22 protein-coding genes are annotated in these 20,345 nt (G+C 66.4%); 21 read left to right on the top strand and 1 reads right to left on the bottom strand.

Annotated features, from left to right (window positions below; genetic code table 11):
* Position 1: 1 nt before the first annotated feature.
* The 5 genes from NX778_RS02395 (at position 2) to NX778_RS02415 (ending at position 5,068) form a co-directional block, all read left to right on the top strand.
* Complete coding sequence (locus tag NX778_RS02395) at positions 2-178, top strand: cbb3-type cytochrome oxidase subunit 3 (protein ID WP_258810077.1); 177 nt, start codon at positions 2-4, stop codon at positions 176-178.
* Positions 171-1,115 (top strand): cytochrome-c oxidase, cbb3-type subunit III, encoded by a 945-nt coding sequence (gene ccoP, locus NX778_RS02400; protein WP_258810078.1) that lies wholly within the window; start codon positions 171-173, stop codon positions 1,113-1,115. Before NX778_RS02395 ends, ccoP begins: the two co-directional genes overlap by 8 nt.
* A gap of 1 nt (position 1,116) precedes the next feature.
* Entirely contained in the window at positions 1,117-2,490 is a 1,374-nt protein-coding gene (ccoG, locus tag NX778_RS02405; RefSeq protein ID WP_258810079.1) for a cytochrome c oxidase accessory protein CcoG, read from the top strand.
* Positions 2,491-2,502: 12 nt separating this feature from the next.
* On the top strand, positions 2,503-3,030 hold the full coding sequence (locus NX778_RS02410; protein WP_258810080.1) for a FixH family protein: 528 nt from the start codon (positions 2,503-2,505) through the stop codon (positions 3,028-3,030).
* Between the two features lie 205 nt (positions 3,031-3,235).
* Positions 3,236-5,068: a DUF885 domain-containing protein gene (locus NX778_RS02415; RefSeq protein WP_258810081.1), complete on the top strand. Its 1,833-nt coding sequence runs from the start codon at positions 3,236-3,238 to the stop codon at positions 5,066-5,068.
* Positions 5,069-5,233: 165 nt separating this feature from the next.
* Here the strand turns inward: NX778_RS02415 and fnr are convergent, their stop codons facing one another.
* On the bottom strand, positions 5,234-6,004 hold the full coding sequence (fnr, locus tag NX778_RS02420) for a fumarate/nitrate reduction transcriptional regulator Fnr (protein WP_258810082.1): 771 nt from the start codon (positions 6,002-6,004) through the stop codon (positions 5,234-5,236).
* A 181-nt stretch (positions 6,005-6,185) separates the two neighbouring features.
* Here fnr and NX778_RS02425 point away from each other — a divergent pair, with 181 nt between their 5' ends.
* The 16 genes from NX778_RS02425 to NX778_RS02500 all read left to right on the top strand — a co-directional run bounded on the left by NX778_RS02425 (position 6,186) and on the right by NX778_RS02500 (position 20,324).
* Positions 6,186-7,589, top strand: coding sequence for a cytochrome ubiquinol oxidase subunit I (locus NX778_RS02425; protein WP_258810083.1), 1,404 nt, complete (start codon positions 6,186-6,188; stop codon positions 7,587-7,589).
* Position 7,590: 1 nt separating this feature from the next.
* On the top strand, positions 7,591-8,598 hold the full coding sequence (gene cydB, locus NX778_RS02430) for a cytochrome d ubiquinol oxidase subunit II (RefSeq protein WP_258810084.1): 1,008 nt from the start codon (positions 7,591-7,593) through the stop codon (positions 8,596-8,598).
* The gene (locus NX778_RS02435) at positions 8,598-8,729 is read left to right on the top strand and encodes a DUF2474 domain-containing protein (RefSeq protein WP_258810085.1); all 132 of its coding nucleotides are present in this window, start codon (positions 8,598-8,600) and stop codon (positions 8,727-8,729) included. Before cydB ends, NX778_RS02435 begins: the two co-directional genes overlap by 1 nt.
* A gap of 74 nt (positions 8,730-8,803) precedes the next feature.
* Positions 8,804-9,475 carry a TorD/DmsD family molecular chaperone gene (locus NX778_RS02440; RefSeq protein ID WP_258810086.1) on the top strand — a complete coding sequence of 224 codons (672 nt, stop codon included), beginning with the start codon at positions 8,804-8,806 and terminating at the stop codon, positions 9,473-9,475.
* Positions 9,468-9,677: a formate dehydrogenase gene (locus NX778_RS02445; RefSeq protein WP_258810087.1), complete on the top strand. Its 210-nt coding sequence runs from the start codon at positions 9,468-9,470 to the stop codon at positions 9,675-9,677. Before NX778_RS02440 ends, NX778_RS02445 begins: the two co-directional genes overlap by 8 nt.
* A 21-nt stretch (positions 9,678-9,698) precedes the next feature.
* Positions 9,699-12,524 (top strand): formate dehydrogenase subunit alpha, encoded by a 2,826-nt coding sequence (locus tag NX778_RS02450; protein WP_258810088.1) that lies wholly within the window; start codon positions 9,699-9,701, stop codon positions 12,522-12,524.
* A 13-nt stretch (positions 12,525-12,537) separates the two neighbouring features.
* Positions 12,538-13,221 (top strand): formate dehydrogenase FDH3 subunit beta, encoded by a 684-nt coding sequence (fdh3B, locus tag NX778_RS02455; protein ID WP_258810089.1) that lies wholly within the window; start codon positions 12,538-12,540, stop codon positions 13,219-13,221.
* A complete protein-coding gene (locus tag NX778_RS02460) occupies positions 13,218-13,436 on the top strand; it encodes a hypothetical protein (protein ID WP_258810090.1) in 219 nt (72 codons plus the stop codon). Before fdh3B ends, NX778_RS02460 begins: the two co-directional genes overlap by 4 nt.
* Before the next feature lie 10 nt (positions 13,437-13,446).
* Positions 13,447-14,523: a formate dehydrogenase subunit gamma gene (locus tag NX778_RS02465; protein ID WP_258810091.1), complete on the top strand. Its 1,077-nt coding sequence runs from the start codon at positions 13,447-13,449 to the stop codon at positions 14,521-14,523.
* Between the two features lie 8 nt (positions 14,524-14,531).
* Positions 14,532-14,969, top strand: a complete 438-nt coding sequence (locus tag NX778_RS02470; protein ID WP_258810092.1) for a hypothetical protein — start codon at positions 14,532-14,534, stop codon at positions 14,967-14,969.
* 10 nt (positions 14,970-14,979) lie between these two features.
* Positions 14,980-15,399: a hypothetical protein gene (locus NX778_RS02475; RefSeq protein ID WP_258810093.1), complete on the top strand. Its 420-nt coding sequence runs from the start codon at positions 14,980-14,982 to the stop codon at positions 15,397-15,399.
* Positions 15,400-15,431: 32 nt separating this feature from the next.
* Positions 15,432-15,866, top strand: coding sequence for a DUF3305 domain-containing protein (locus NX778_RS02480; protein ID WP_258810094.1), 435 nt, complete (start codon positions 15,432-15,434; stop codon positions 15,864-15,866).
* Positions 15,867-15,872: 6 nt separating this feature from the next.
* Positions 15,873-16,364, top strand: a complete 492-nt coding sequence (locus NX778_RS02485) for a DUF3306 domain-containing protein (RefSeq protein ID WP_258810095.1) — start codon at positions 15,873-15,875, stop codon at positions 16,362-16,364.
* Complete coding sequence (locus NX778_RS02490) at positions 16,361-18,040, top strand: 4Fe-4S binding protein (RefSeq protein ID WP_258810096.1); 1,680 nt, start codon at positions 16,361-16,363, stop codon at positions 18,038-18,040. Before NX778_RS02485 ends, NX778_RS02490 begins: the two co-directional genes overlap by 4 nt.
* A gap of 110 nt (positions 18,041-18,150) precedes the next feature.
* A complete protein-coding gene (locus tag NX778_RS02495; protein WP_258810097.1) occupies positions 18,151-19,812 on the top strand; it encodes an AMP-binding protein in 1,662 nt (553 codons plus the stop codon).
* An 11-nt stretch (positions 19,813-19,823) separates the two neighbouring features.
* Positions 19,824-20,324: a VOC family protein gene (locus NX778_RS02500; RefSeq protein ID WP_258810098.1), complete on the top strand. Its 501-nt coding sequence runs from the start codon at positions 19,824-19,826 to the stop codon at positions 20,322-20,324.
* The last annotated feature ends 21 nt before the right edge of the window (positions 20,325-20,345 follow it).

Here is a 20,345-nt window from a genome sequence, read left to right on the forward strand (position 1 = left end):
CATGGCAATCCAACACATCTTCGACACCGCGAGCAGCGTGATGACGGTGGTCTCCTTCATCACCTTCATCGGCATCATGTGGTGGGCGTTCACGCCCAAGAACCGCAGCAGCTTCGAGCAGGCGGCCAGCCTGCCATTCGCCGACGACGAACAGGCAGGGGAGGACAAGCATGTCTGACTTCATCAACGAATTCTGGAACTGGTACGTCGCGCTGATCACCATCGCGGGCATCGCCGGCTGCGGTATCCTGCTGTGGTCGCAGTCGCGCTTCAAGGTCAAGCTGGACGAAAACGGCAAGCCGCTCGCCACCACCGGCCACGTGTGGGACGAGGACCTGACCGAGCTGAATACGCCGATGCCGGCATGGTGGATGGGCCTGTTCTGGATCACCATCTTCTTCGCGGTCGGCTACCTGATCCTGTTCCCGGGCCTTGGTAGCTATCCCGGCAAACTGGGATGGAAGTCGACCACGCAGTACCAGGCGGAGCTGAAAAAGGCCGACGCCGAATACGGCCCGCTGTTCGCCAAGTACGCGAACATGGACATCAAGGCGGTCGCCGCCGACCCGCAAGCGCACGCCATCGGCGAGCGCCTGTTCCTGACCTACTGCTCGCAGTGCCATGGCTCCGACGCGCGCGGTAACAAAGGCTTCCCGAACCTGACCGACAAGGACTGGCTGTACGGTGGCACGCCGGAGATCATCAAGGAGACCATCATGCACGGCCGCCACGGGCAGATGCCGTCGATGGCCGCGGCGCTCGGCTCGGACAGCGACGTCGAGAACGTCGCCCACTACGTGCGCAGCCTGTCGGGCCTGGCCGCGGATCCGGTCAAGGTCGCCTTCGGCAAGCCGAAGTTCGCCGCCTGCGCCGCCTGCCACGGCATGGACGCCCACGGCAACCAGATGATCGGCGCGCCCAACCTGACCGACAAGGTCTGGCTGTACGGCGGCAGCGCCGAGACCATCATGGAAACCATCCGCAAGGGCCGCAACAACACCATGCCGGCCTGGGGCGAGTTCCTCGGCGAGCAGAAGGTGCACGTGTTGGCCGCCTACGTGTGGAGCCTGTCGAACAACCCGGCAGAGCGAGCGACAACGGCCGCGGTGAATTGAAATGAATGCGCCAAAAGAAGCGGTCATCAAGATGTACGCCTCGCGCGAGGAGATCTACCCGCGCGAAGTGAAGGGCCGCTACGCAACACTGCGTTGGCTGTGTGTCTGGCTGACGCAGGCAGTTTTCTACGGGCTGCCCTGGCTGCAATGGAACGGCCGCCAGGCCGTGCTGTTCGACCTCGGCGCCCGCAAGTTCTACCTGTTCGGAATGGTGCTGTGGCCGCAGGACTTCATCTACTTAGCAAGCCTGCTCATCGTCTGTGCCTACGGGCTGTTCCTGGTGACGGCCGTCGCCGGCCGCGTGTGGTGCGGTTTCGCCTGCCCGCAAACGGTTTATACCGAAATCTTCCTGTGGATCGAGCAGAAGATCGAGGGCGCGCGCAGCGCCCGCATCCGCCTGGACCGCCAGCCCTGGACCGTCGAGAAGATCGCGCGCAAGGGCGCCAAGCACGCCGCATGGGGCGTGGTCTCGCTGTGGACCGGCTTCACCTTCGTCGCCTACTTCACGCCGCTCAAGTCGCTGGTGCATGAGACGCTCGGCCTGACGCTGGGCGCGTGGGAAGGCTTCTGGATCGTGTTCTACGCCTTCGCTACCTACGGCAACGCCGGCTGGATGCGCGAGCAGGTGTGCAAGTACATGTGCCCGTACGCGCGCTTCCAGAGCTCGATGTTCGACCACGACACGCTGATCATCAGCTACGACGCCAAGCGCGGCGAGCCGCGCAGCCCGGGCGGCAAGCTTGGCGGCGACTGCATCGACTGCAGCATGTGCGTGCAGGTCTGCCCGACTGGCATCGACATCCGCAACGGCCTGCAGTACGAGTGCATCAGCTGCGCGGCCTGCGTCGACGCCTGCAATATCGTGATGGACAAGGTGGGCAAGCCGCGTGGCCTGATCCGCTACGCCACCGAGAACGCGCTGGTCAACAAGCTCACCAACAAGCAGGCGCGCAAGCGCGTGTTCCGGCCGCGCGTGCTGATCTACACCGGCCTGCTCGGCGTGCTGGTGGCAGTCATGTTCGGCACGCTGGCGATGCGCACGCCGCTCAAGCTGGACGTGATCCGCGACCGCGGCTCGATGGGGCGCGAGGTCGAGGACGACCAGATCGAGAACGTGTACCGCCTGCAGATCATGAATACCGGCGAGACCGCGCACCGCTACAAGCTGACGGTGGAGGGCATCCCGGGCGCCAAGGTGGTCGACAACGCGGTCATCGACGTCGCCGGCGCCACCACGCGCGCGGTGCCGGTACGGGTGCGCGTGCCCGGGGGCGCGGGCAGCCGCGGCTCGAACAAGATCAAGTTCGAGCTGAACGCAGTGGACGATCCCTCGCTGCACGTGCAGGAAAAAGCGGTCTTCATCGTGCCGCACTAACAAGGAGTTCGTATGAATACTCATTCACATGTCTTGGGCAGCGCGCCGCAGCCGCCGTGGTATGCGCAGCGCTGGCCGTGGCTCCTGATGCTCGGGCCGGCAGCGGTGGTGGTGGCGGGCGCCGTCACCACCTGGCTGGCGGTCACGCGCGAGGATGCGCTGGTGGTGGGCGACTACTACAAGCAGGGCAAGGCGATCAACCAGGACCTGCGGCGCGACCGCGTGGCCAGCGCGCTGCACCTGTCGGCGCAGCTGCGCTTCGATGAGCGGGCGGGGCGTCTGGTGGGGCGAATGACCAGTTTCGGACGGCCGTTCAACGGCATGTTCCAGGTGATGCTGGCGCATCCGACCCTGCCGGAAAAAGACCTGACGCTGCTCGCGCGCACCGATGCCGACGGGCGCTTCAGCGTGGTGCTGCCGGCGTTGGAGCATACGCACTGGCAGGTGGTGGTCGAGGGCGAGCAGAAGGACTGGCGGCTGGCGCGGAGTTGGGATTATCCGAAGCATGGGGAGCTGGATATCACGGCGGATCCGCTGTAATCGGCTTCGTTTGAAGAAATGGGGTTCCCGCCTGCGCGGGAACGACGGTAGCTCTTAACGAAAAGAGATCGTCGTTCCCGAGCAGGCGGGAACCCCATTTTGTATGCGCTGGTGGAATCGTCAATACAGCCGCGCGTGCATTTACGTGATAGATTCCAAGCAGCAACCACGACTTGCGTACAACCACAACAAAAGAGAGACCACAATGCAGACCATCCATCCACGCGCGATGCGCATCGCCGTTGCCGCCGCACTTTCCATCCCCCTGCTCATCGGCACCACGCTGCCGAACGCCGCCCACGCCGCGCCCGCCGCAGCAGTCAGCGCGGTCAAGGAAAACGCCGCCTTCAATACCTGGGCCGAGACATTCGCCCAGGACTGGGTACGCCAGAACCCGCAGATGGCCACCTCCACCCAGTACTTCGAGGGCGCCGAGCAGAACGCGCTGGACCGCCAGCTCACGCCCCTGACCGACGCCCGCCGCAAGCAGATGATCGCGCTGGCGAAGAAGGGCATTGCGCAGCTCGACAAATACATGGCCGGCCCGCTGTCGGAAGACCAGCGCATTTCGGCCGCGACCATGCGCTGGTCGCTGTCCAAGACCGTCGAGGGCGAGCCGTTCGAGGGCTATAACTTCGTGTTCTCGCAGCACGGCGGCGTGCAGGTCGGCCTGGTCAACTTCATGACCCAGACCCACCCGATCCGCAACGCCAACGATGTCGCCAACTACCTGGCGCGCCTGGAGCAGGTCTCGACCCGGATCGACGAAGCGCTGGTCCGCGCCCGCCGCGACGCCGCGCGCAAGCTGATCCCGCCGCGCGTGATCCTCGAGCGCGCCCAGTACCAGGTCGACAAATTCCTGGAGCCGGCCGCCGCGCAGAACGTGCTGGTCACCTCGCTCGACAAGCGCAGCGCCGCGCTCAAGGACCTGAGCCCGGAAGCGCGCGCCGACGCCATCGCCAAGGCGACCCATATCGTGCAGGAGAAGGTCATTCCCGCCTACGGCCGCGTGAAGGCCTTCATGGTCGAACTCTATCCGCGCACCGGCAACGTGGTCGGCATCTCGCGCCTGCCGGATGGCGCGGCGGCCTACGCGCACTACCTGTCAAACTTCACGAGCACCAAGCTGTCGGCGGAAGAAATCCATGCGATCGGCCTGCGCGAAGTCGCCCGGATCGAAGGCGAGATGGACAAGCACCTGCGCGAGCTGGGCCTGGCCGAAGGTTCGGTCGCGGAGCGCATGAAGCAGCTCGACGAGCGCTTCCAGCCGAAGACCGAGGGCGACCCGCGTCCCGAACTGCTGGCACGCTACGCCGACTACGTCACGGACGCGCAGGTGCGCAGCAAGGCGATTTTCAACCTGATGCCGCGCGCGCCGGTGGACGTGCGCCGCGAGCCACCGATCACGGAAGCGTCGGCGTCGGCCCACTATTCGCTGCCCGCGCCTGACGGCAGCCGTCCGGGCACCTTCTGGGTGCCGCTGCGTGGGCCGAAGTTCGACATGATCCGCATGCGCAGCCTGGCCTACCACGAGGCGGTGCCCGGCCACCACTTCCAGCTCGCGATCCAGCAGGAGCAGACCGGCCTGCCGAAGTACCGCGCCAACCGCATCTTCGGCGGCGGCAGCGCGCACAGCGAGGGCTGGGGCCTGTACGCGGAGCGCTTGGCGGTGGAGCAGGGCTGGTACAAGGACGACGTGCCGGGGCTGCTCGGCGCGCTCGGCTCGGAGCTGTTCCGCGCGCGGCGGCTGGTGGTGGACACCGGCATGCACGCCAAGGGCTGGACCCGCGAGCAGTCGATCGACTACGGCATCAACAAGGAAGAGATCGAGCGCTACATCGCGTGGCCGGGGCAGGCCAATGCCTACATGGTGGGCATGCTGCGCATCCTGGAGCTGCGCGAGAAGGCGAAGAACGAGCTGGGGCCGAAGTTCTCGCTGCCGGCTTTCCATGACGTGGTGCTACGCACCGGGTCGGTGCCGCTGGATGTGCTGGGCGAGGTGGTGGATCGCTGGATTGCCCAGCAAAAGAAGATCTGACCACTAAAGCAAGCTTCGTCGTCCCCGCGCAGGCGGGGACCCATAGACCATGCGCGTCGTCGAAAGGTGGCGCCGCAGGCCCGCAAACTCAGCATGGGTTCCCGCCTGCGCGGGAACGACGGTTCTGATAACAGTGGTTAAACGAGCAGCACAGTCGGCGCTCGATCACTGCATCGGACTGCATTCCTCCGTCCCCGCCGCAATCGCCTTGATGCGCGCCGGATCCAGCAGCGTGACTTCGCGCTTGTCCACCTGCAGCCAACCCTGCTTCTTGAAGCGCGACAGCAGCCGGCTGACGCTTTCGATGGTCAGCCCCAGGTAGTTGCCGATATCCTCGCGCGACATGCGCAGCTGGAAGGTATTCGGCGAATAGCCGCGCGCCGCATAGCGTGCCGACAGGTTCACCAAAAACACCGCAAACCGCTGCTCCGCCCGCATATTCCCCAGCAGGAGCATGACGTTCTGCTCGCGCGTAATTTCCTGGCTCATGATGCGGTGGAAGTGGCGCAGCAGGGCCGGCACTTCGGAGAACAGTTCCTCCAGCCGCGAGAACGGGATCTCGCACACCTCGCTGTCTTCCAGCGCCACCGCGTCGCAGTAGTGGTGGTCGCCGCTGATCGCGTCCATGCCCAGCAGCTCGCCCGCCATCTGGAAGCCCGTGATCTGCGCTTCCCCCGCGGCGTTGATGTGGTAGGTCTTGAAGTGGCCGAAGCGCACCGCGTACAGGTTGCGGAAGGGCTCGTTGATCTTGTACAGGTGCTCGTCGCGCTCGAGGCGACGGCGCCGGCCGATGATCTGGTCAAGCCGGTTGATGTCCGAGTCCTCCAGCCCCATCGGCAGGCACAGCTGATGCATGCTGCATGCGGCGCAGCTTTTCTTCAGTGCCTGGACGTTGAGCGCCGCGGGATCCGCGGAAAATGTCAGGGGCTTGGGCATACGGGCATTAGAAAATTATTCGACGACAAGAATTATAGACCGCCTTGGGACCGCTAGTCCGGAATACTGGCCGACCCTTTGAATACCTGACAAGAACGTGTGGTAATAAAGCGGCACCTGCGCAAGCGTGCGCGCCACGGCCACATGGTAGATTTCGAACAGGTCGTGACAAACGGAGGTCATGGTGGACTTGACGGCGGTGGACCTGGCGCGCTTCCAGTTCGCGTTCACGATGGCTTTCCACATCCTGTTCCCGGCCATCACCATCGGCCTGGCCAGCTACCTGGCCGTCCTCGAACTGTGCTGGCTGCGCACCGGCCGCCAGGTCTTCGTCGACCTCTACCATTTCTGGAGCAAGATTTTCGCCGTCAACTTCGGCATGGGCGTGGTGTCGGGCATCGTGATGGCCTACCAGTTCGGCACCAACTGGAGCTTCTTCTCGGAATTCGCGGGCGGCGTCACCGGGCCGCTGCTCAGTTACGAGGTGCTGACCGCCTTTTTCCTCGAAGCCGGTTTCCTCGGCGTTATGCTGTTCGGGTGGAACCGCGTCGGCCCCGGCCTGCATTTCCTCGCCACCTGCCTGGTCGCGCTGGGCACCTTGATCTCGGCCACCTGGATCCTCGGCGCCAACAGCTGGATGCAGACTCCGCAGGGCTTCGAGGTCGTGGCCGGCAGGGCGGTGCCGGTTGATTGGGTGGCCGTCATCTTCAACCCGTCCTTCCCTTACCGCCTGATGCACATGGCGGTGGCGGCCTTCCTGTCCACGGCCCTGTTCGTGGGCGCGTCCGGGGCCTGGCATCTGCTCAAGGGCAATGACAGCCCGGCGGTGCGCACCATGCTGTCGATGGCGATGTGGATGATGACCATCGTCGCGCCGATCCAGGCCGTGCTGGGCGATGCCCACGGCCTGAACACGCTGGCGTACCAGCCGGCCAAGGTCGCCGCGCTGGAAGGGCACTGGGAAAACCGCGGCACGCAGGCCTTGCCGCTGCTGCTGTTCGGCATCCCGGACATGCAGGAGGAACGCACCAGGTTCGCGGTCGAGGTGCCGCACCTGGGCGCAGTCATCCTCACCCACACGTGGAATGGCCAGATCAAGGGACTGAAGGAATTCCCGCGCGACCAGCGGCCCAATTCGCTGATCGTCTTCTGGAGCTTCCGCCTGATGGTCGGGCTGGGCCTGTTGATGATCGTGCTCGGCCTGTGGAGCCTGTGGCTGCGGCGGGGCGGCGCGCTGTACCGCTCGCGCGCCTTCCAGCAGGCGGCGGTGGCGATGGGCCCGGCGGGCCTGCTGGCCTTGCTGGCGGGCTGGGTCACGACCGAGGTCGGGCGCCAGCCCTGGCTGGTGTATGGCGTGATGCGCACCGCCGACGGCGCTTCGGCCCACGGCGCGGCGCCGGTGGCGTTGACCCTGGCCATTTTTGTGGTGAGTTATTTCTTCGTGTTCGGCGTCGGCTTCGCCTACGTGCTGCGGCTGGTGCGCAAGGGCCCGCAGACCTTCGATGCCAGCCGCCCGCCGCAGGGCGGTCCGGGGCAGGAGCATACGCCGATGCGGCCGCTGTCCGCGGCAGAGGAAGGGGGCTGAGATGGGCGTCGATACCTCCTCGATCTGGATCGTGATCATTTTCTTCGCTGTCTTCATGTACGTGATCATGGACGGCTTCGACCTCGGCATCGGCATGCTGTTTCCCTTTGTGAAGGCGAAGCAAGACCGCGACGTGATGATGAATACGGTGGCGCCGGTGTGGGACGGCAACGAGACCTGGCTGGTGATGGGCGGCACCAGCCTGCTGGCCGCCTTCCCGGTCGCCTACGCGATCATCCTGTCGGCGCTGTACCTGCCGCTGGTGTTCATGCTGGTCGGGCTGATCTTCCGCGGCGTCGCCTTCGAGTTCCGCTTCAAGGCGCGCGAGCACGAGCGCCATATCTGGGACAAGGCCTTCATCGGCGGCTCGGTGACGGCGGCTTTCTTCCAGGGCGTGTCGCTCGGCACCTTCCTCGAAGGAATCGAGGTTTCCGGCCGCAGCTATGCCGGCAACGTGCTGGACTGGCTGGCGCCATTCCCGCTGGCGGCCGGGTTCGGGGTCATGATCGCCTACACCTTGCTCGGCAGCGCCTGGCTGATCATGAAAACCGAGGGCCCATTGCGCGAGCGGATGATCGAGGTGGCGCGGCCCTTCGCCTGGCTGCTGCTGGCCGCCATCGCCGCCGTCAGCATCTACACGCCGCTGCGCCATGCGGAAGTGGCCGAGCGCTGGTTCAGCTTCCCCAACATCATCCTGCTGGCGCCGGTGCCGCTGCTGGTGCTGGCCGCCATCGTCGTGCTGCTGCGCGCGCTGCGCGCCGATCCGCACCGGCTGCCTTTCGTGATGGCGCTGGCCCTGGTTTTTCTAGGCTACAGCGGCATGGCGATCAGCATCTGGCCGCACATCGTGCCGCCCAGCATCACGATCTGGGAAGCGGCCTCGTCGGCGTCGAGCCAGGGCTTCCTGCTGGTGGGCACGCTGTTCATCATCCCTTTCATCCTGATGTACACGATGTGGTCGTACTGGGTGTTCCGCGGCAAGGTGCGGCACGGGGAGGGCTACCACTGATGCGGTCTCAAACACGGCTGTGGCTGGGCCGGCTCGGCTGGATGGCGGCGCTCTGGGCCGGCGGTGTTTGCGCGCTCGGCGCGGTTGCCCTGCTGCTACATATCGCCATGCGCGCGGCCGGGATGCGTTAGCGCCCATTCGTGCGCTGCTCGCACAAAGTAGTAGATAAACTGCCTATATACCTTTGCTAACAGGAGAGTCGCCTGTGCAAGTGCACGCCACGCGATCGATGGAGGCCGCACCCGGCCCGGCGACAGCCCCGTTGCCGCTGTCTGGTGAAGACCAGGCCAGGGCCGACCTGTACGCCTTGCTGGCGCGCCTGCTGCTGGCCGCGCCCGACGCGGCGCTGTTGGCCAGCCTCGCCGAGGCCGACCCGATCTGCGGCGGCGAGGGTGGCCATCCACTGGAACAGGCTTGGTACAAGCTGACCATTGCCGCCGCCATCACGGAGGCCGATGCGGTGGCGGAAGAGTTCGCCGAGCTGTTCGTCAGCGTCGGCACGCCGCGCCACAATCCCTACGAGTCGCGCTACCTGTCCGGCTTCCTCAATGACATTCCGCTGTCCGTGCTGCGCGCCGACCTGGCCGAGCTGCACCTGGCCCGCGCCGCCGGCGCCGGCGATTTCGAAGACCACCTGGGCGCGCTGTGCGAAACCATGCGCCTGCTGGTCGCCGGCGGTCCCGGCCTGCCGCGCCAGCCGCTCGCCATCCAGAAATGGTTCTTCGAGCGCCACATCGCGCCCTGGAGCGCGCGCTGCCTGGCCGACATCGCCAATGACCCGCAAGCCAGCTTCTACCGCCTGGTGGCCGGCTTCGCCCAGGCCTTCTTCGCCATCGAGGCGGAGGCCTTTGCATTTGAGGAGAGCATCGATGACTGAGCATGCACCGCGCGCGGCGCCCGATCCGGCGCGCCGCAGATTCCTGAAGGCCGTGCCGGCAGGCGCCCTGGCGGTGGTGGCCGCCCGCGCTCCCGCCGCCGAGGCCGCTCCGGTGGCGCAGGCAGCCGAGGCCCCGGCTGCCTCCGGCTATCACGAAACCGAACATATTCGTCGTTATTACAGCACCGCCGCCTACTGGTGAGCGGTACGCAAGGAGTGCCCCATGTCCCTGGTGAAGATCACGCGCGAGGGTGGCCTCAAGCGCAGGAAGTTCCTGGTGGGTGCCGGCATCACGGCCGGCGCCGGCGCGCTGGCGCGCCATTTGCCGCTGCAGATGATCGAGCCGGTGCAGGCCGCCGATCCGGCGCCGCCGCCGGCCGGCGCCAACACCGTCATCAAGCACACCGTGTGCAGCCACTGCTCGGTCGGCTGCTCGGTGGAGGCGGTGGTCACCAACGGCGTCTGGGTGCGCCAGGAGCCGGCCTTCGATTCGCCCTTCAATATGGGCGCGCACTGCGCCAAGGGCGCCTCGGTGCGCGAGCACGCGTTCAGCGAAAAGCGCCTGCGCTACCCGATGAAACTGGTGAACGGCAAGTACCAGCGCATCAGCTGGGACCAGGCCATCAACGAGATCGGCGACAAGCTCCTGCAGCTGTACAAGCAGTCGGGGCCGGATGCGCTGATGGTCATCGGCAGCTCCAAGCACAATAACGAGCAGTCCTACCTGCTGCGCAAATGGTGCTCGCTGTGGGGCTCGAACAACTGCGACCACCAGGCGCGCATCTGCCACTCGACCACGGTCGCGGGCGTGGCCCAGACTTTCGGCTACGGCGCGATGACCAACTCCTTCAACGACCTGCACTACAGCAAGGCCGTGATGTTCATCGGCTCCAATCCGGCCGAGGCGCACCCGATCTCGATGCTGCACTTCCTGCACGCCAAGGAACTGGGCGCCAAGATGATCGTGGTCGACCCGCGCTTTACCCGCACCGCGCGTTTCGCCCACCATTACGTGCGGGTCCGTCCCGGCACCGACATCCCGCTGGTGTGGGGCATCCTGTGGCACATCTTCAATAACGGCTGGGAAGACAAGGAATTCATCGCGGCCCGCACCTGGGGCATGGACGATGTGCGCAAGGAAGTCGCCAAGTGGACGCCGGACAAGGTCTCGGACGTCACCGGCGTGCCCGAGGCCAGCGTACGCATGGCCGCCGAGATGCTGGCCAAGAACCGGCCTTCGTCCGTGGTCTGGTGCATGGGCATCACCCAGCACCACGTCGGCACCGCCAATGTGCGCGCGCTGTGCATCCTGCAACTGGCGCTGGGCAATATCGGCGTGCAGGGCGGCGGCGCCAACATCTACCGCGGCCACGACAATGTGCAGGGCGCCACCGACATCGGCCCGAATGGCGACACCTTGCCCGGCTACTACGGCCTGGCCGAAGGAGCCTGGAAGCACTTCGCCGCCGTCTGGGGCGTCGACTACGACTGGATCCTCAAGCGCTTCGGCTCCAAGGAGCTGATGGAAAAGCCGGGCATCACGGTGTCGCGCTGGTTCGACGCGGTCAACGAGGAAAACAAATATGTCGACCAGCCGACCAACCTGAAGGCCGTGTTCTACTGGGGCCACGCGCCGAACAGCCAGACCCGCCTGCCGGACATGAAGGCGGCCATGCAAAAGCTCGACATGCTCGTCGTGATCGACCCCTATCCGAGCATGACGGCGGCGATGCATGGGCGCGAGAACGGCGTCTACCTGCTGCCGGCCGCGTCCCAGTTCGAGACGCAAGGTTCGGTGACCGCATCCAACCGCAGCCTGCAATGGCGCGAACGCGTGATCCAGCCCGTGTTCGAGTGCAAGACCGATCACGAGATCATGTACCTGTTCGCCAAGAAGCTCGGCTTCGCGGACGAGCTGGTCAAGAACATCAAGGTGGTCAACAACGAGCCGGTGATCGAAGACATCCTGCGCGAAATTAACCGCTCCTGCTGGACCATCGGCTATACCGGCTGCTCGCCGGAACGGCTCAAGCTGCACATGGAGAACAAGCACACCTTCAACCCGACCACTTTGCTGGCCGAGTACGGGCCGTGCAAGGGCGATTACTACGGCTTGCCCTGGCCGTGCTGGGGCACGCCGGAAATGAAACACCCGGGCACGCCGATCCTGTATGACCTGCACAAGCCGGCGATGGGCGGCGGCATGCCCTTCCGCGCCAACTGGGGCGTGGAGCACAACGGCGTTTCGCTGCTTGCGGCCGATGGCTCGACCACCAAGGACAGCGAGATCGACACCGGCTACCCGGAATTCGACCACGTCTTCCTCAAAAAGCTGGGCTGGTGGCAGGAGCTCACCCCCGAGGAGCAGGCCCGGGCCGAGGGCAAGAACTGGAAGACCGACCTGTCGGGCGGCATCATCCGCGTCGTGTTCAGCCACGGCTGCGTCCCTTACGGCAATGCCCGCGCCCGCGCCAATGTGTGGAACTTCCCGGACCCGGTGCCGGTGCACCGCGAGCCGCTGGTCACGCCGCGCCGCGACCTGGTGGCCAAGTACCCGACCTACGACGACAAGGCCAATTTCTGGCGCCTGCCGACCTTGTACAAATCGGTGCAGGACGTCGATTTCTCCAAGGACTATCCGCTGATCATGACCTCCGGCCGCCTGGTCGAATACGAGGGCGGCGGCGAGGAAACGCGCTCCAATCCCTGGCTGGCCGAGCTGCAGCAGCACATGTTCGTCGAGATCAATCCCGACGACGCGGCCCAGATCGGCGCGCACCTGGGCGATTACGTGTGGGTGGAGACGCCGACCGGCGCCCAGCTGAAGGTGCAGGCCATGGTGACCCAGCGCGTGCCGAGCGGCATCGTGTGGATGCCTTTCCACTTCGGCGGCTGGTTCATGGGCGACGACCTCGAGAAACACTATCCGGAGGGCGCCGCGCCGTATGTGCGAGGCGAGGCGACCAATACCGGCTGGACCTACGGCTACGACGCCGTGACGATGATGCAGGAAACCAAGGTGTCGCTGTGCCGCGTGCGGCGCGCCTGACGAGGAGGGGATCATGGCCGCAAGGATGAAGTTCATTTGCGACACCGAGCGCTGCATCGACTGCAACGGCTGCGTGACCGCATGCAAGAACGAGAACGAAACACCGTGGGGCGTCAACCGCCGCCGCGTGGTGACCATCAACGACGGCGTTCCCGGCGAGCGCTCGATTTCCATGGCCTGCATGCATTGCACCGACGCACCTTGCCTCGCGGTGTGCCCGACCAATTGCATCTACCACACCGAGGACGGCATCGTCTTGCACAGCAAGGACCAGTGCATCGGCTGCGGCTACTGCTATTACGCCTGCCCGTTCGGCGCGCCGCAGTTCCCCGAGACCGGCCTGTTCAACCACCGCGGCAAGATGGACAAGTGCACCTTCTGCGCCGGCGGCCCGGAACCGGATACGTCCGAGGCCGAGTTCAAGAAATACGGCCGCAACCGCATCGCGGAAGGCAAGCTGCCGCTATGCGCTGAAATGTGCGGCACCAAGGCCTTGCTCGCGGGCGACGCCAATGTCATCGCCGACATCTACCGCCAACGGGTGGAAACGCGCGGCTACGGCCCTGAACTGTGGGGCTGGAAGATCAGCTACGGCCGGCCCAAGAACGGCGGCACGATCAAGGCCACCGGGGAGGGCCCGCGCGAGAACCAGAACCAGAGCGATGCGCAGAACGATGCGGGGAGGTTCCCGACATGAAGCGATTCAAGTTATTGGCCGTGCTGCTGCTGCCGATCCTGCTGTCCGGCTGCCTCGAAGTGCAGCAGCATCCGGCCTGGCGCGACGGCAAGTACGCGGGCAAGGCGGATGACCGCCAGTTCCAGCGGCTGTTCCACAACGACAAGCTCGCCTGGTTCGCGGCGGTGCAGGACCGCATGCTGAACCAGAACGAATACAACCGGGCCAACCCGTGAGGAGGCATTGATGAGACCGATGGACTATCTCACGCGCGCGCTGCTGGCATTGATGCTGGCCCTGCTGCTGCCCGCGGCCTGGGCCGGCGTGCCGAACAATCGCGCTGAACCGGCCTACGCCGAAGAGCAGACCATATTGCAGGCCCAGCAGGATTCGCGGGCACCGGAGCCCGCGCTGGACAATGCAGCCTCCGGCAAGGCGCACATCGACCGCCACTACATTGGCCAGTACGGCGCCCGCGAAGGCGACGTCATCATCCAGCGTGGCGGCAACCTGTGGCGTACCTGGCGCAATGGCTGGATCTCGTCCACCAGCGGCATCCTGATCATCCTCGCCATCATCGGCATCGCGCTGTTTTATTTTGTGATCGGTCCGTTTGCCCGGCCGCGCGAGAGCGGGCGCAGGATCCTGCGCTACACCGACTTCGAACGCCTGATCCACTGGAGCACCGCGATCAGCTTCCTGCTGCTGGCCTTTACCGGGCTCATCATTTTCTTCGGCAAGGTCATCCTGATGCCGTGGATGGGCCACGGCGTGTTTTCGGGACTGGCCTTCATTTCCAAATACATCCACAACATCTTCGGGCCGATCTTCATCATCTGCTCGCTGATCATGTTCTTCACCTTCATCCACCGGAATGTGTTCACGCGCGTCGACAGGGCCTGGCTGCGGCGCGGCGGCGGCCTGGCCACCCACGAGCATGTGCCGGCCGGCTTCTTCAACGCGGGCGAAAAACTGTGGTTCTGGCTCGGCCTGACGGTGCTCGGCCTGGTGATGACCTTCAGCGGACTGATCCTGGACTTCACCAACTTCAACCAGTCGCGCTATGTGATCCAGGTCGCCAACTACCTGCACCTGGCCGGCGCCACGTTCTACATCATGGCGGCCATGGGCCACATCTACATCGGCACGATCGGCACCCCCGGCACCTATGAGGGCATGCGCCACGGCACGGTCGACGAGGAATGGGCGCGCCAGCACCACGAGCTGTGGTACGAGCAGGTCAAATCCGGCGAAGCGCCGATGGCGCCGCCGCCGGAGCCGCCACGCGTGCCGCCGCGTCCACGGCCGGGGCCGGCGACATGAGGGCGGCCATGAAAACATCAATCATGTATGTGCTCGCCTGCGGGCTGCTGCTGGCCGGCGCCGGCTGCCACCGCGAAGCGACCGATGCGGCCACCGGCGTGCGCCAGACCAAGTTTCCCGGCATGGTGACGGCCGGCGGCGGCACCAGTGGCCAGATTCTCACCAAGAATGCCAAGCCCGTGACCGACGGCACCTACGCGGGCGGCACGCCTGGCCACGCCGGCGGCGCCGGCGGGAACGCCGGCGGCACGGCGATGGGCGGCCAGGTGCAGGAATCGGGGCAGGGACCGTCCAGCGGTACCTCGCAGCCGTCCTCGGCCGGACGCCCCGGCGCCAACCTGCCGCCGGGCGACATGGGCACGCCGGCCGCACCGCCGCCTGGCGCGGCCGCGAGCGCCCCGGCGGTCAACCGCGATCCCGCGCATTCGGCCGCGCCGGGCAAGTGAGGAGCACGCCATGAGATTGCGCCATTACCTGAAACCAATTGCCACGCTGGCCCTGCTGACAGCGAGCGGACTGGCCGGCGCCACCTTGCCGCCGCCATCGCCGGCCGCCGCGCAAGCCGCCGCCGCCAAGAAGGCCGCCGCCGACGCCCAGGCCGCCAAGGACAAGCAGGCGCTGCTGGCCACCATGGATACCATCACCTCGCGCTGGCGTTCGCGCGCCTCGGCGCAGGGCTGGCACACCAATCCGGCCGTGGCGGTGGCCACGCCGCCCCAGCCGCCGGCCGGCGCCACCGCGCCCAAGCCGGGCGTCACGCCGCCAGCGGCAGCGCAGCCGCCGTCCAAACCGGCTGCCGCCCCGCCGCCGATGCCGATCAAGAGCGAAAAGCTGGGCACCGCGCCACCCAGCGAAGACGTGAAGAAGAAACCCTGAAAACGAGACAACCTGGAGAGACCACCGTGAAAATGGCAAGCATGCCAATCGCCGTGATGATGCAGCGCCGCGCCATCAAGCACCGCTGGGCCAACGACGCCTGGGCGGCCGTGGGCGTGGTCCCGAACCGCGGCAACCTGCCGCCGCTGCATGTGCTCAGCGAGAGCGCGGAGCGCGACTACTACCTCGTCTCCGGCCTCAACCTGGAGCTGTACACCGACGAAAACGAAGGCTACTACGAGAACGCCATGGCGCCCGAATCCAAGGTGTTCGTGTTGTGGCGCATGGAAGGCGGCCGTGCGATGCCGGTGCGCTGCTCGGTCAGCTACCTGGAGGGCACGCGCATGTTCGATTCCGGCGAAACCGCCGACGGCGTGCTGATGCCCGCCGAAATCCACGGCTGGCTGTCGGCCTACCTGCGCGAGCACTACCAGCCGCGCCCGCGCCGCGGCCGCGAACACGGATAGGCGGCCATGTCCAACGAAAGCTTCCTGCGCCGCTGGTCGCGGCTCAAGTCGCAGGGCGGCGATGCGCACGCACCCGAGGCGCCGGCTGGCGCATCGATGCAGTACGCCGGCGACAACCCCGAGCCGGCCCCGCCGGCGGAAATGCAAACGCATCCGCCGGTCGCGCCGGTGCCGCCGGCCGCTGCGCCGCGCCAGCAGCCCACGATCGAGGATGTCGCCGCGCTCGGTCCGGATTCCGACTTCTCCGCCTTCGTCAGCCAGGGCGTGGACAAGACCGTGCAGCGGCTCGCGATGAAGAAGCTGTTCTCCGACCCGCACTTCAACATCATGGACGGCCTGGACGTCTACATCGACGACTACAACAAGCCCGACCCGATCCCGGCCGCGATGATGGCATCGCTGAACCACGCCAGGAGCGTGTTCGCGCACATGCTCGACGAGAAACCGGTCGCGAACGGCGGCCAGCCCGAACCACCACCACGACAAGACGACGCATGAACATACGCTTCATCGAACCGGCCGCACCCGATCCGCTGCAGGAGCAGCGCAACGCGCTCGCCCGCGGCGCCGCCCTGGCCGCGATGCAGGCGCTGCCCGAACCGGACGACGCGGCCACGGTGCAGTATCACTCGAAGGGCAGGGTGCTCGTGGTCGGTAACACGGCCCATGCGCTGGCGCGCGCCGACCGGCTGGCCCAGGCCCTGCCGGTCACGCTGCTGCTGACCGACGCCGAACCGGACCTGCTTCCCGCGCGCGCGTACGCCATCCATGCCCCGCGCGCCGTCGCCGTCGCCGGTTGGCTGGGGGCCTTCGAAGCGCGCTGGCAGGCCACCGGACAGGCCGCGCAGCAGTCCAGCTTCGACCTCGTGCTCGACCTCTCGGCCAGCCCGCTGATCGCCACCCACCAGCACCCGCACGGCTACTACGCGCCAGGCCAGGACGAAGCCGCGCGCGACGCCGCCGTGGCCGAACTGCTGGAGATGACCGGCGACTTCGAGAAGCCAAAATACTTCAGCTACAAGGAAAAGCTGTGCGCCCACAGCCGCAACGAGCGCACCGGCTGCAACGCCTGCATCGACATCTGTTCGGCCAAGGCGATTGCGGGCGCGGGTGAGCGCATCAAGGTCAATCCTTACCTGTGCGCCGGCTGCGGCGCCTGCACCACCGTGTGCCCGACCGGCGCGATCAGCTACGCCTACCCCAGCGCGCCGTACAACGGCTCACGCATCAAGTCCGCACTGCGCGCCTACCGCGAAGCGGGCGGCGAACAAGCCTTGCTGCTCCTGCACAGTCAGGACCACGGCGCAGCGCTCCTGGAGCAGGCCGGCGCGGAAGGGCTGCAACTGCCGGCCCGCGCGATCCCGCTTGCGCTGCACCACGCCGCATCCACTGGCATTGATCTCTGGCTGGCCGCGCTGGCCTATGGCGCTTCCGGCGTGACGGTGCTGCTGACCGGCGCCGAAGCTCCCCAATACGCCGCCGCGCTCGACCAGCAGATGGCGATCGCGCAGACCGTGATGGACGCCCTGGGCTACCAGGGCCCGCACTTCCAGCTGGCGCGCGCCGCCACGCCATCCGAACTGGCCACCGCCCTGCGTCATGCGCCGCGTGGCGCGACCTGCGAACAGCCAGCCCTGTTCAACGTCGCCGCCGACAAGCGCAACACCCTCGACTACGCGCTCGACCACTTGTACCGCAACGCGCCGGTGCAGCCCGAGTCGGTGCCGCTGCCGGCAGGGAGTCCGTTCGGCGCCATCGACGTCAACCGCCAGAAGTGCAGCCTGTGCATGGCCTGCGTCGGCGCCTGTCCGGCGTCCGCGCTGATGGATGGCCAGAACCTGCCGCAGCTGCGCTTCGTCGAGCAGAACTGCGTCCAGTGCGGCCTGTGCGCCGACACCTGCCCGGAAGACGCCATCACCCTGGTGCCGCGCCTGTCCTTCGCGGAGACCCGCAGGCAGCCGGTGCTCATGGCCGAAACCCAGCCCTTCAACTGCATCCGCTGCGGCCAGCCCTTCGGCACCCTGCAGATGATCGAGAACATGCTCGGCAAGCTGTCGAGCCATCCCGCCTTCGAAGGCCACCTCGACCGCATACGCATGTGCGGCGATTGCCGGGTGCGCGACATGATGCAGCCCGGCGGCGAGCTGTCGGTCGAGCTGCGGCGGCCCCAGTAAGCCGGGTGTAAGCCTCGCTCGCCATGATGCGCCACGCAATGTACGATAGCGTACAAGGCCGGGGCGCATCCGTCTCCCCAGCCTGCATAGAACGCGGAGGAGACACCGACATGACGCCATACCAGCGCTTCCAGCAGGCGCGCGATTTCCTGCAGCGCCACCGCACCGACTACGACACCGCCTGGCGCGACTACCAGGCGCCCCGGCTCGACACCTTCAACTGGGCGCTCGACTTCTTCGACACCGAAGCGAAGGACAACCACAACACCGCGCTATGGGTGGTGGAAGAAGACGGCAGCGAACAAAAGATCTCGTTCGCCGACATGTCCTCGCGCTCGCACCAGGTGGCCGAATACCTGCACGACTGCGGCGTGCGGCGCGGCGACCGGGTCCTGCTGATGCTGCCCAACCGCGTCGAGCTATGGGAGATCATGCTGGCCGGGATCAAGCTCGGCGCCGTGCTGGTGCCGACCACGATGCTGGTGTCCACTGCCGACCTGCAGGACCGCATCGACCGCGGCGTGATCCGCCACGTGATCGCGCAAGCGTCCGAGGCGGCCAAGTTCGAGGGCCTGCAAGGCAGCTTCACCCGCATCGCCGTCGGCGGCAGGCCGGAAGGCTGGCGCGACTTCGACGACAGCCGCTACGTCACCACCGTGTTCAAGCCCGAGGGCGACACCCGCGCCGACGACCCGCTGCTGCTGTACTTCACCTCCGGCACCACCGCCAAGCCCAAGCTCGTCCTGCACAGCCACCAGAGCTACCCGGTCGGCCACCTGTCGACCATGTACTGGATCGGCCTGCAGCGCGGCGACGTCCACTGGAACATCAGCTCACCCGGCTGGGCCAAGCATGCGTGGAGCTGCTTCTTCGCGCCCTGGAATGCCGGCGCCACCATCTTCGTCTACAACTACGAGCGCTTCAACGCCAAATCGGTGCTCGACGTGATCCAGCGCTGCGGCGTGACCTCGCTGTGCGCGCCGCCGACCGTGTGGCGCCTGATGATCCAGGAGGACCTCACGCAATGGAAGCCGCCGCTGCGCGAACTGGTCGGCGCCGGCGAGCCGCTGAATCCCGAAGTGATCGACCAGGTCGAGCGCGCATGGGGCATCCGCATCCGCGACGGCTTCGGCCAGTCCGAGACCAGCGCCCAGGTCGGCAACCCGCCCGGCCAGCGCGTCAAGCCCGGCTCGATGGGCCGTCCTCTGCCCGGATTCAAGATCGCGCTGCTCGACATCGACGACCAGCCGGCGCAGGAAGGCGAGATCTGCGTCGCGCTCGACCCGCGCCCGCTCGGCCTGATGCTTGGCTATGAGGGCGACGACGCCAAGATGGCCGAGGTCCTGCGCGCCGGCTACTACCACACCGGCGACACCGCCACCATCGACGAAGACGGCTACTACTTCTACGTCGGCCGCAATGACGACGTGTTCAAGTCGTCCGACTATCGCATCAGCCCCTTCGAGCTCGAAAGCGTGCTGGTCGAGCATGACGACGTGCTGGAAGCGGCGATCGTGCCGAGCCCCGACCCGGTGCGCCTGTCCGTGCCCAAGGCCTTCATCACCCTGCGCGCCGGCGTCGAGCCGGGCCCCGAAGTGGCGCGCGCCATCTTCGCCTTCGCGCGTGAGCGGCTGGCGCCGTACAAGCGCATCCGCCGCATCGAGTTCCGCGAACTGCCCAAGACCATCTCCGGCAAGATCCGGCGCGTCGAGCTGCGCAAGCAGGAGGCTGCAGGAACGAGCGGTGTCGAATATCGCGAAGAAGATTGCTGAAGGAGGAACAGATGTCCACGATTTCACCGCGCATTGCCCCGTGCCTGTGGTTCGCCGGCCAGGCGGAAGAAGCCGCGCGCTACTACACCGGCATCTTCCCCAACTCGCGCATCGTCAGCATCTCGCACTATCCGGAGTATGGGCAGGAGGTCCACGGCCAGGCGCCCGGCACGGTGCTCACGGCGGTGTTCGAGCTGGATGGGCAATCGTTCACGGCGCTGAACGGGCCGCCGCTGTTCCAATTCACCGAGGCCCTGTCGCTGCAGGTGTTCTGCGACACGCAGCAGGAGATCGACTTCTACTGGAACCGCCTGGGCGAGGGCGGGGACGAAGCGGCGCGCCAATGCGGCTGGCTGAAGGACCGCTACGGCGTGTCGTGGCAGATCGTGCCGCGCGTGATGGAGCAGTGGATGACCGACCCGGACAAGAGCCGGATCAACCGCATCTTCGCCGCGATGATGGCGATGAAAAAGCTCGACCTGGCCGAACTCCAGCGTGCCTACAACGGCTGAACTCATCGTTAAAAACGCGAA

The organism is Massilia terrae, assembly GCF_024753145.1.
In the GTDB taxonomy this organism is placed as follows: domain Bacteria; phylum Pseudomonadota; class Gammaproteobacteria; order Burkholderiales; family Burkholderiaceae_D; genus Telluria; species Telluria terrae.

Bases quoted from the DNA above. Each gene is read 5' to 3' on its own strand.
- NX778_RS02410 (WP_258810080.1), top strand. From the start codon at position 2,503: ATGAATACTCATTCACATGTCTTGGGCAGCGCGCCGCAGCCGCCGTGG.
- NX778_RS02425 (WP_258810083.1), top strand. From the start codon at position 6,186: ATGGTGGACTTGACGGCGGTGGACCTGGCGCGCTTCCAGTTCGCGTTC.
- fdh3B (WP_258810089.1), top strand. From the start codon at position 12,538: ATGGCCGCAAGGATGAAGTTCATTTGCGACACCGAGCGCTGCATCGAC.
- NX778_RS02465 (WP_258810091.1), top strand. From the start codon at position 13,447: ATGAGACCGATGGACTATCTCACGCGCGCGCTGCTGGCATTGATGCTG.
- NX778_RS02480 (WP_258810094.1), top strand. From the start codon at position 15,432: ATGGCAAGCATGCCAATCGCCGTGATGATGCAGCGCCGCGCCATCAAG.
- NX778_RS02485 (WP_258810095.1), top strand. From the start codon at position 15,873: ATGTCCAACGAAAGCTTCCTGCGCCGCTGGTCGCGGCTCAAGTCGCAG.
- NX778_RS02395 (WP_258810077.1), top strand. From the start codon at position 2: ATGGCAATCCAACACATCTTCGACACCGCGAGCAGCGTGATGACGGTG.
- NX778_RS02435 (WP_258810085.1), top strand. From the start codon at position 8,598: ATGCGGTCTCAAACACGGCTGTGGCTGGGCCGGCTCGGCTGGATGGCG.
- NX778_RS02490 (WP_258810096.1), top strand. From the start codon at position 16,361: ATGAACATACGCTTCATCGAACCGGCCGCACCCGATCCGCTGCAGGAG.
- fnr (WP_258810082.1), bottom strand. From the start codon at position 6,004: ATGCCCAAGCCCCTGACATTTTCCGCGGATCCCGCGGCGCTCAACGTC.
- NX778_RS02470 (WP_258810092.1), top strand. From the start codon at position 14,532: ATGAAAACATCAATCATGTATGTGCTCGCCTGCGGGCTGCTGCTGGCC.
- NX778_RS02445 (WP_258810087.1), top strand. From the start codon at position 9,468: ATGACTGAGCATGCACCGCGCGCGGCGCCCGATCCGGCGCGCCGCAGA.
- cydB (WP_258810084.1), top strand. From the start codon at position 7,591: ATGGGCGTCGATACCTCCTCGATCTGGATCGTGATCATTTTCTTCGCT.
- NX778_RS02450 (WP_258810088.1), top strand. From the start codon at position 9,699: ATGTCCCTGGTGAAGATCACGCGCGAGGGTGGCCTCAAGCGCAGGAAG.
- NX778_RS02475 (WP_258810093.1), top strand. From the start codon at position 14,980: ATGAGATTGCGCCATTACCTGAAACCAATTGCCACGCTGGCCCTGCTG.
- NX778_RS02500 (WP_258810098.1), top strand. From the start codon at position 19,824: ATGTCCACGATTTCACCGCGCATTGCCCCGTGCCTGTGGTTCGCCGGC.
- ccoP (WP_258810078.1), top strand. From the start codon at position 171: ATGTCTGACTTCATCAACGAATTCTGGAACTGGTACGTCGCGCTGATC.
- NX778_RS02415 (WP_258810081.1), top strand. From the start codon at position 3,236: ATGCAGACCATCCATCCACGCGCGATGCGCATCGCCGTTGCCGCCGCA.
- NX778_RS02495 (WP_258810097.1), top strand. From the start codon at position 18,151: ATGACGCCATACCAGCGCTTCCAGCAGGCGCGCGATTTCCTGCAGCGC.
- NX778_RS02460 (WP_258810090.1), top strand. From the start codon at position 13,218: ATGAAGCGATTCAAGTTATTGGCCGTGCTGCTGCTGCCGATCCTGCTG.
- ccoG (WP_258810079.1), top strand. From the start codon at position 1,117: ATGAATGCGCCAAAAGAAGCGGTCATCAAGATGTACGCCTCGCGCGAG.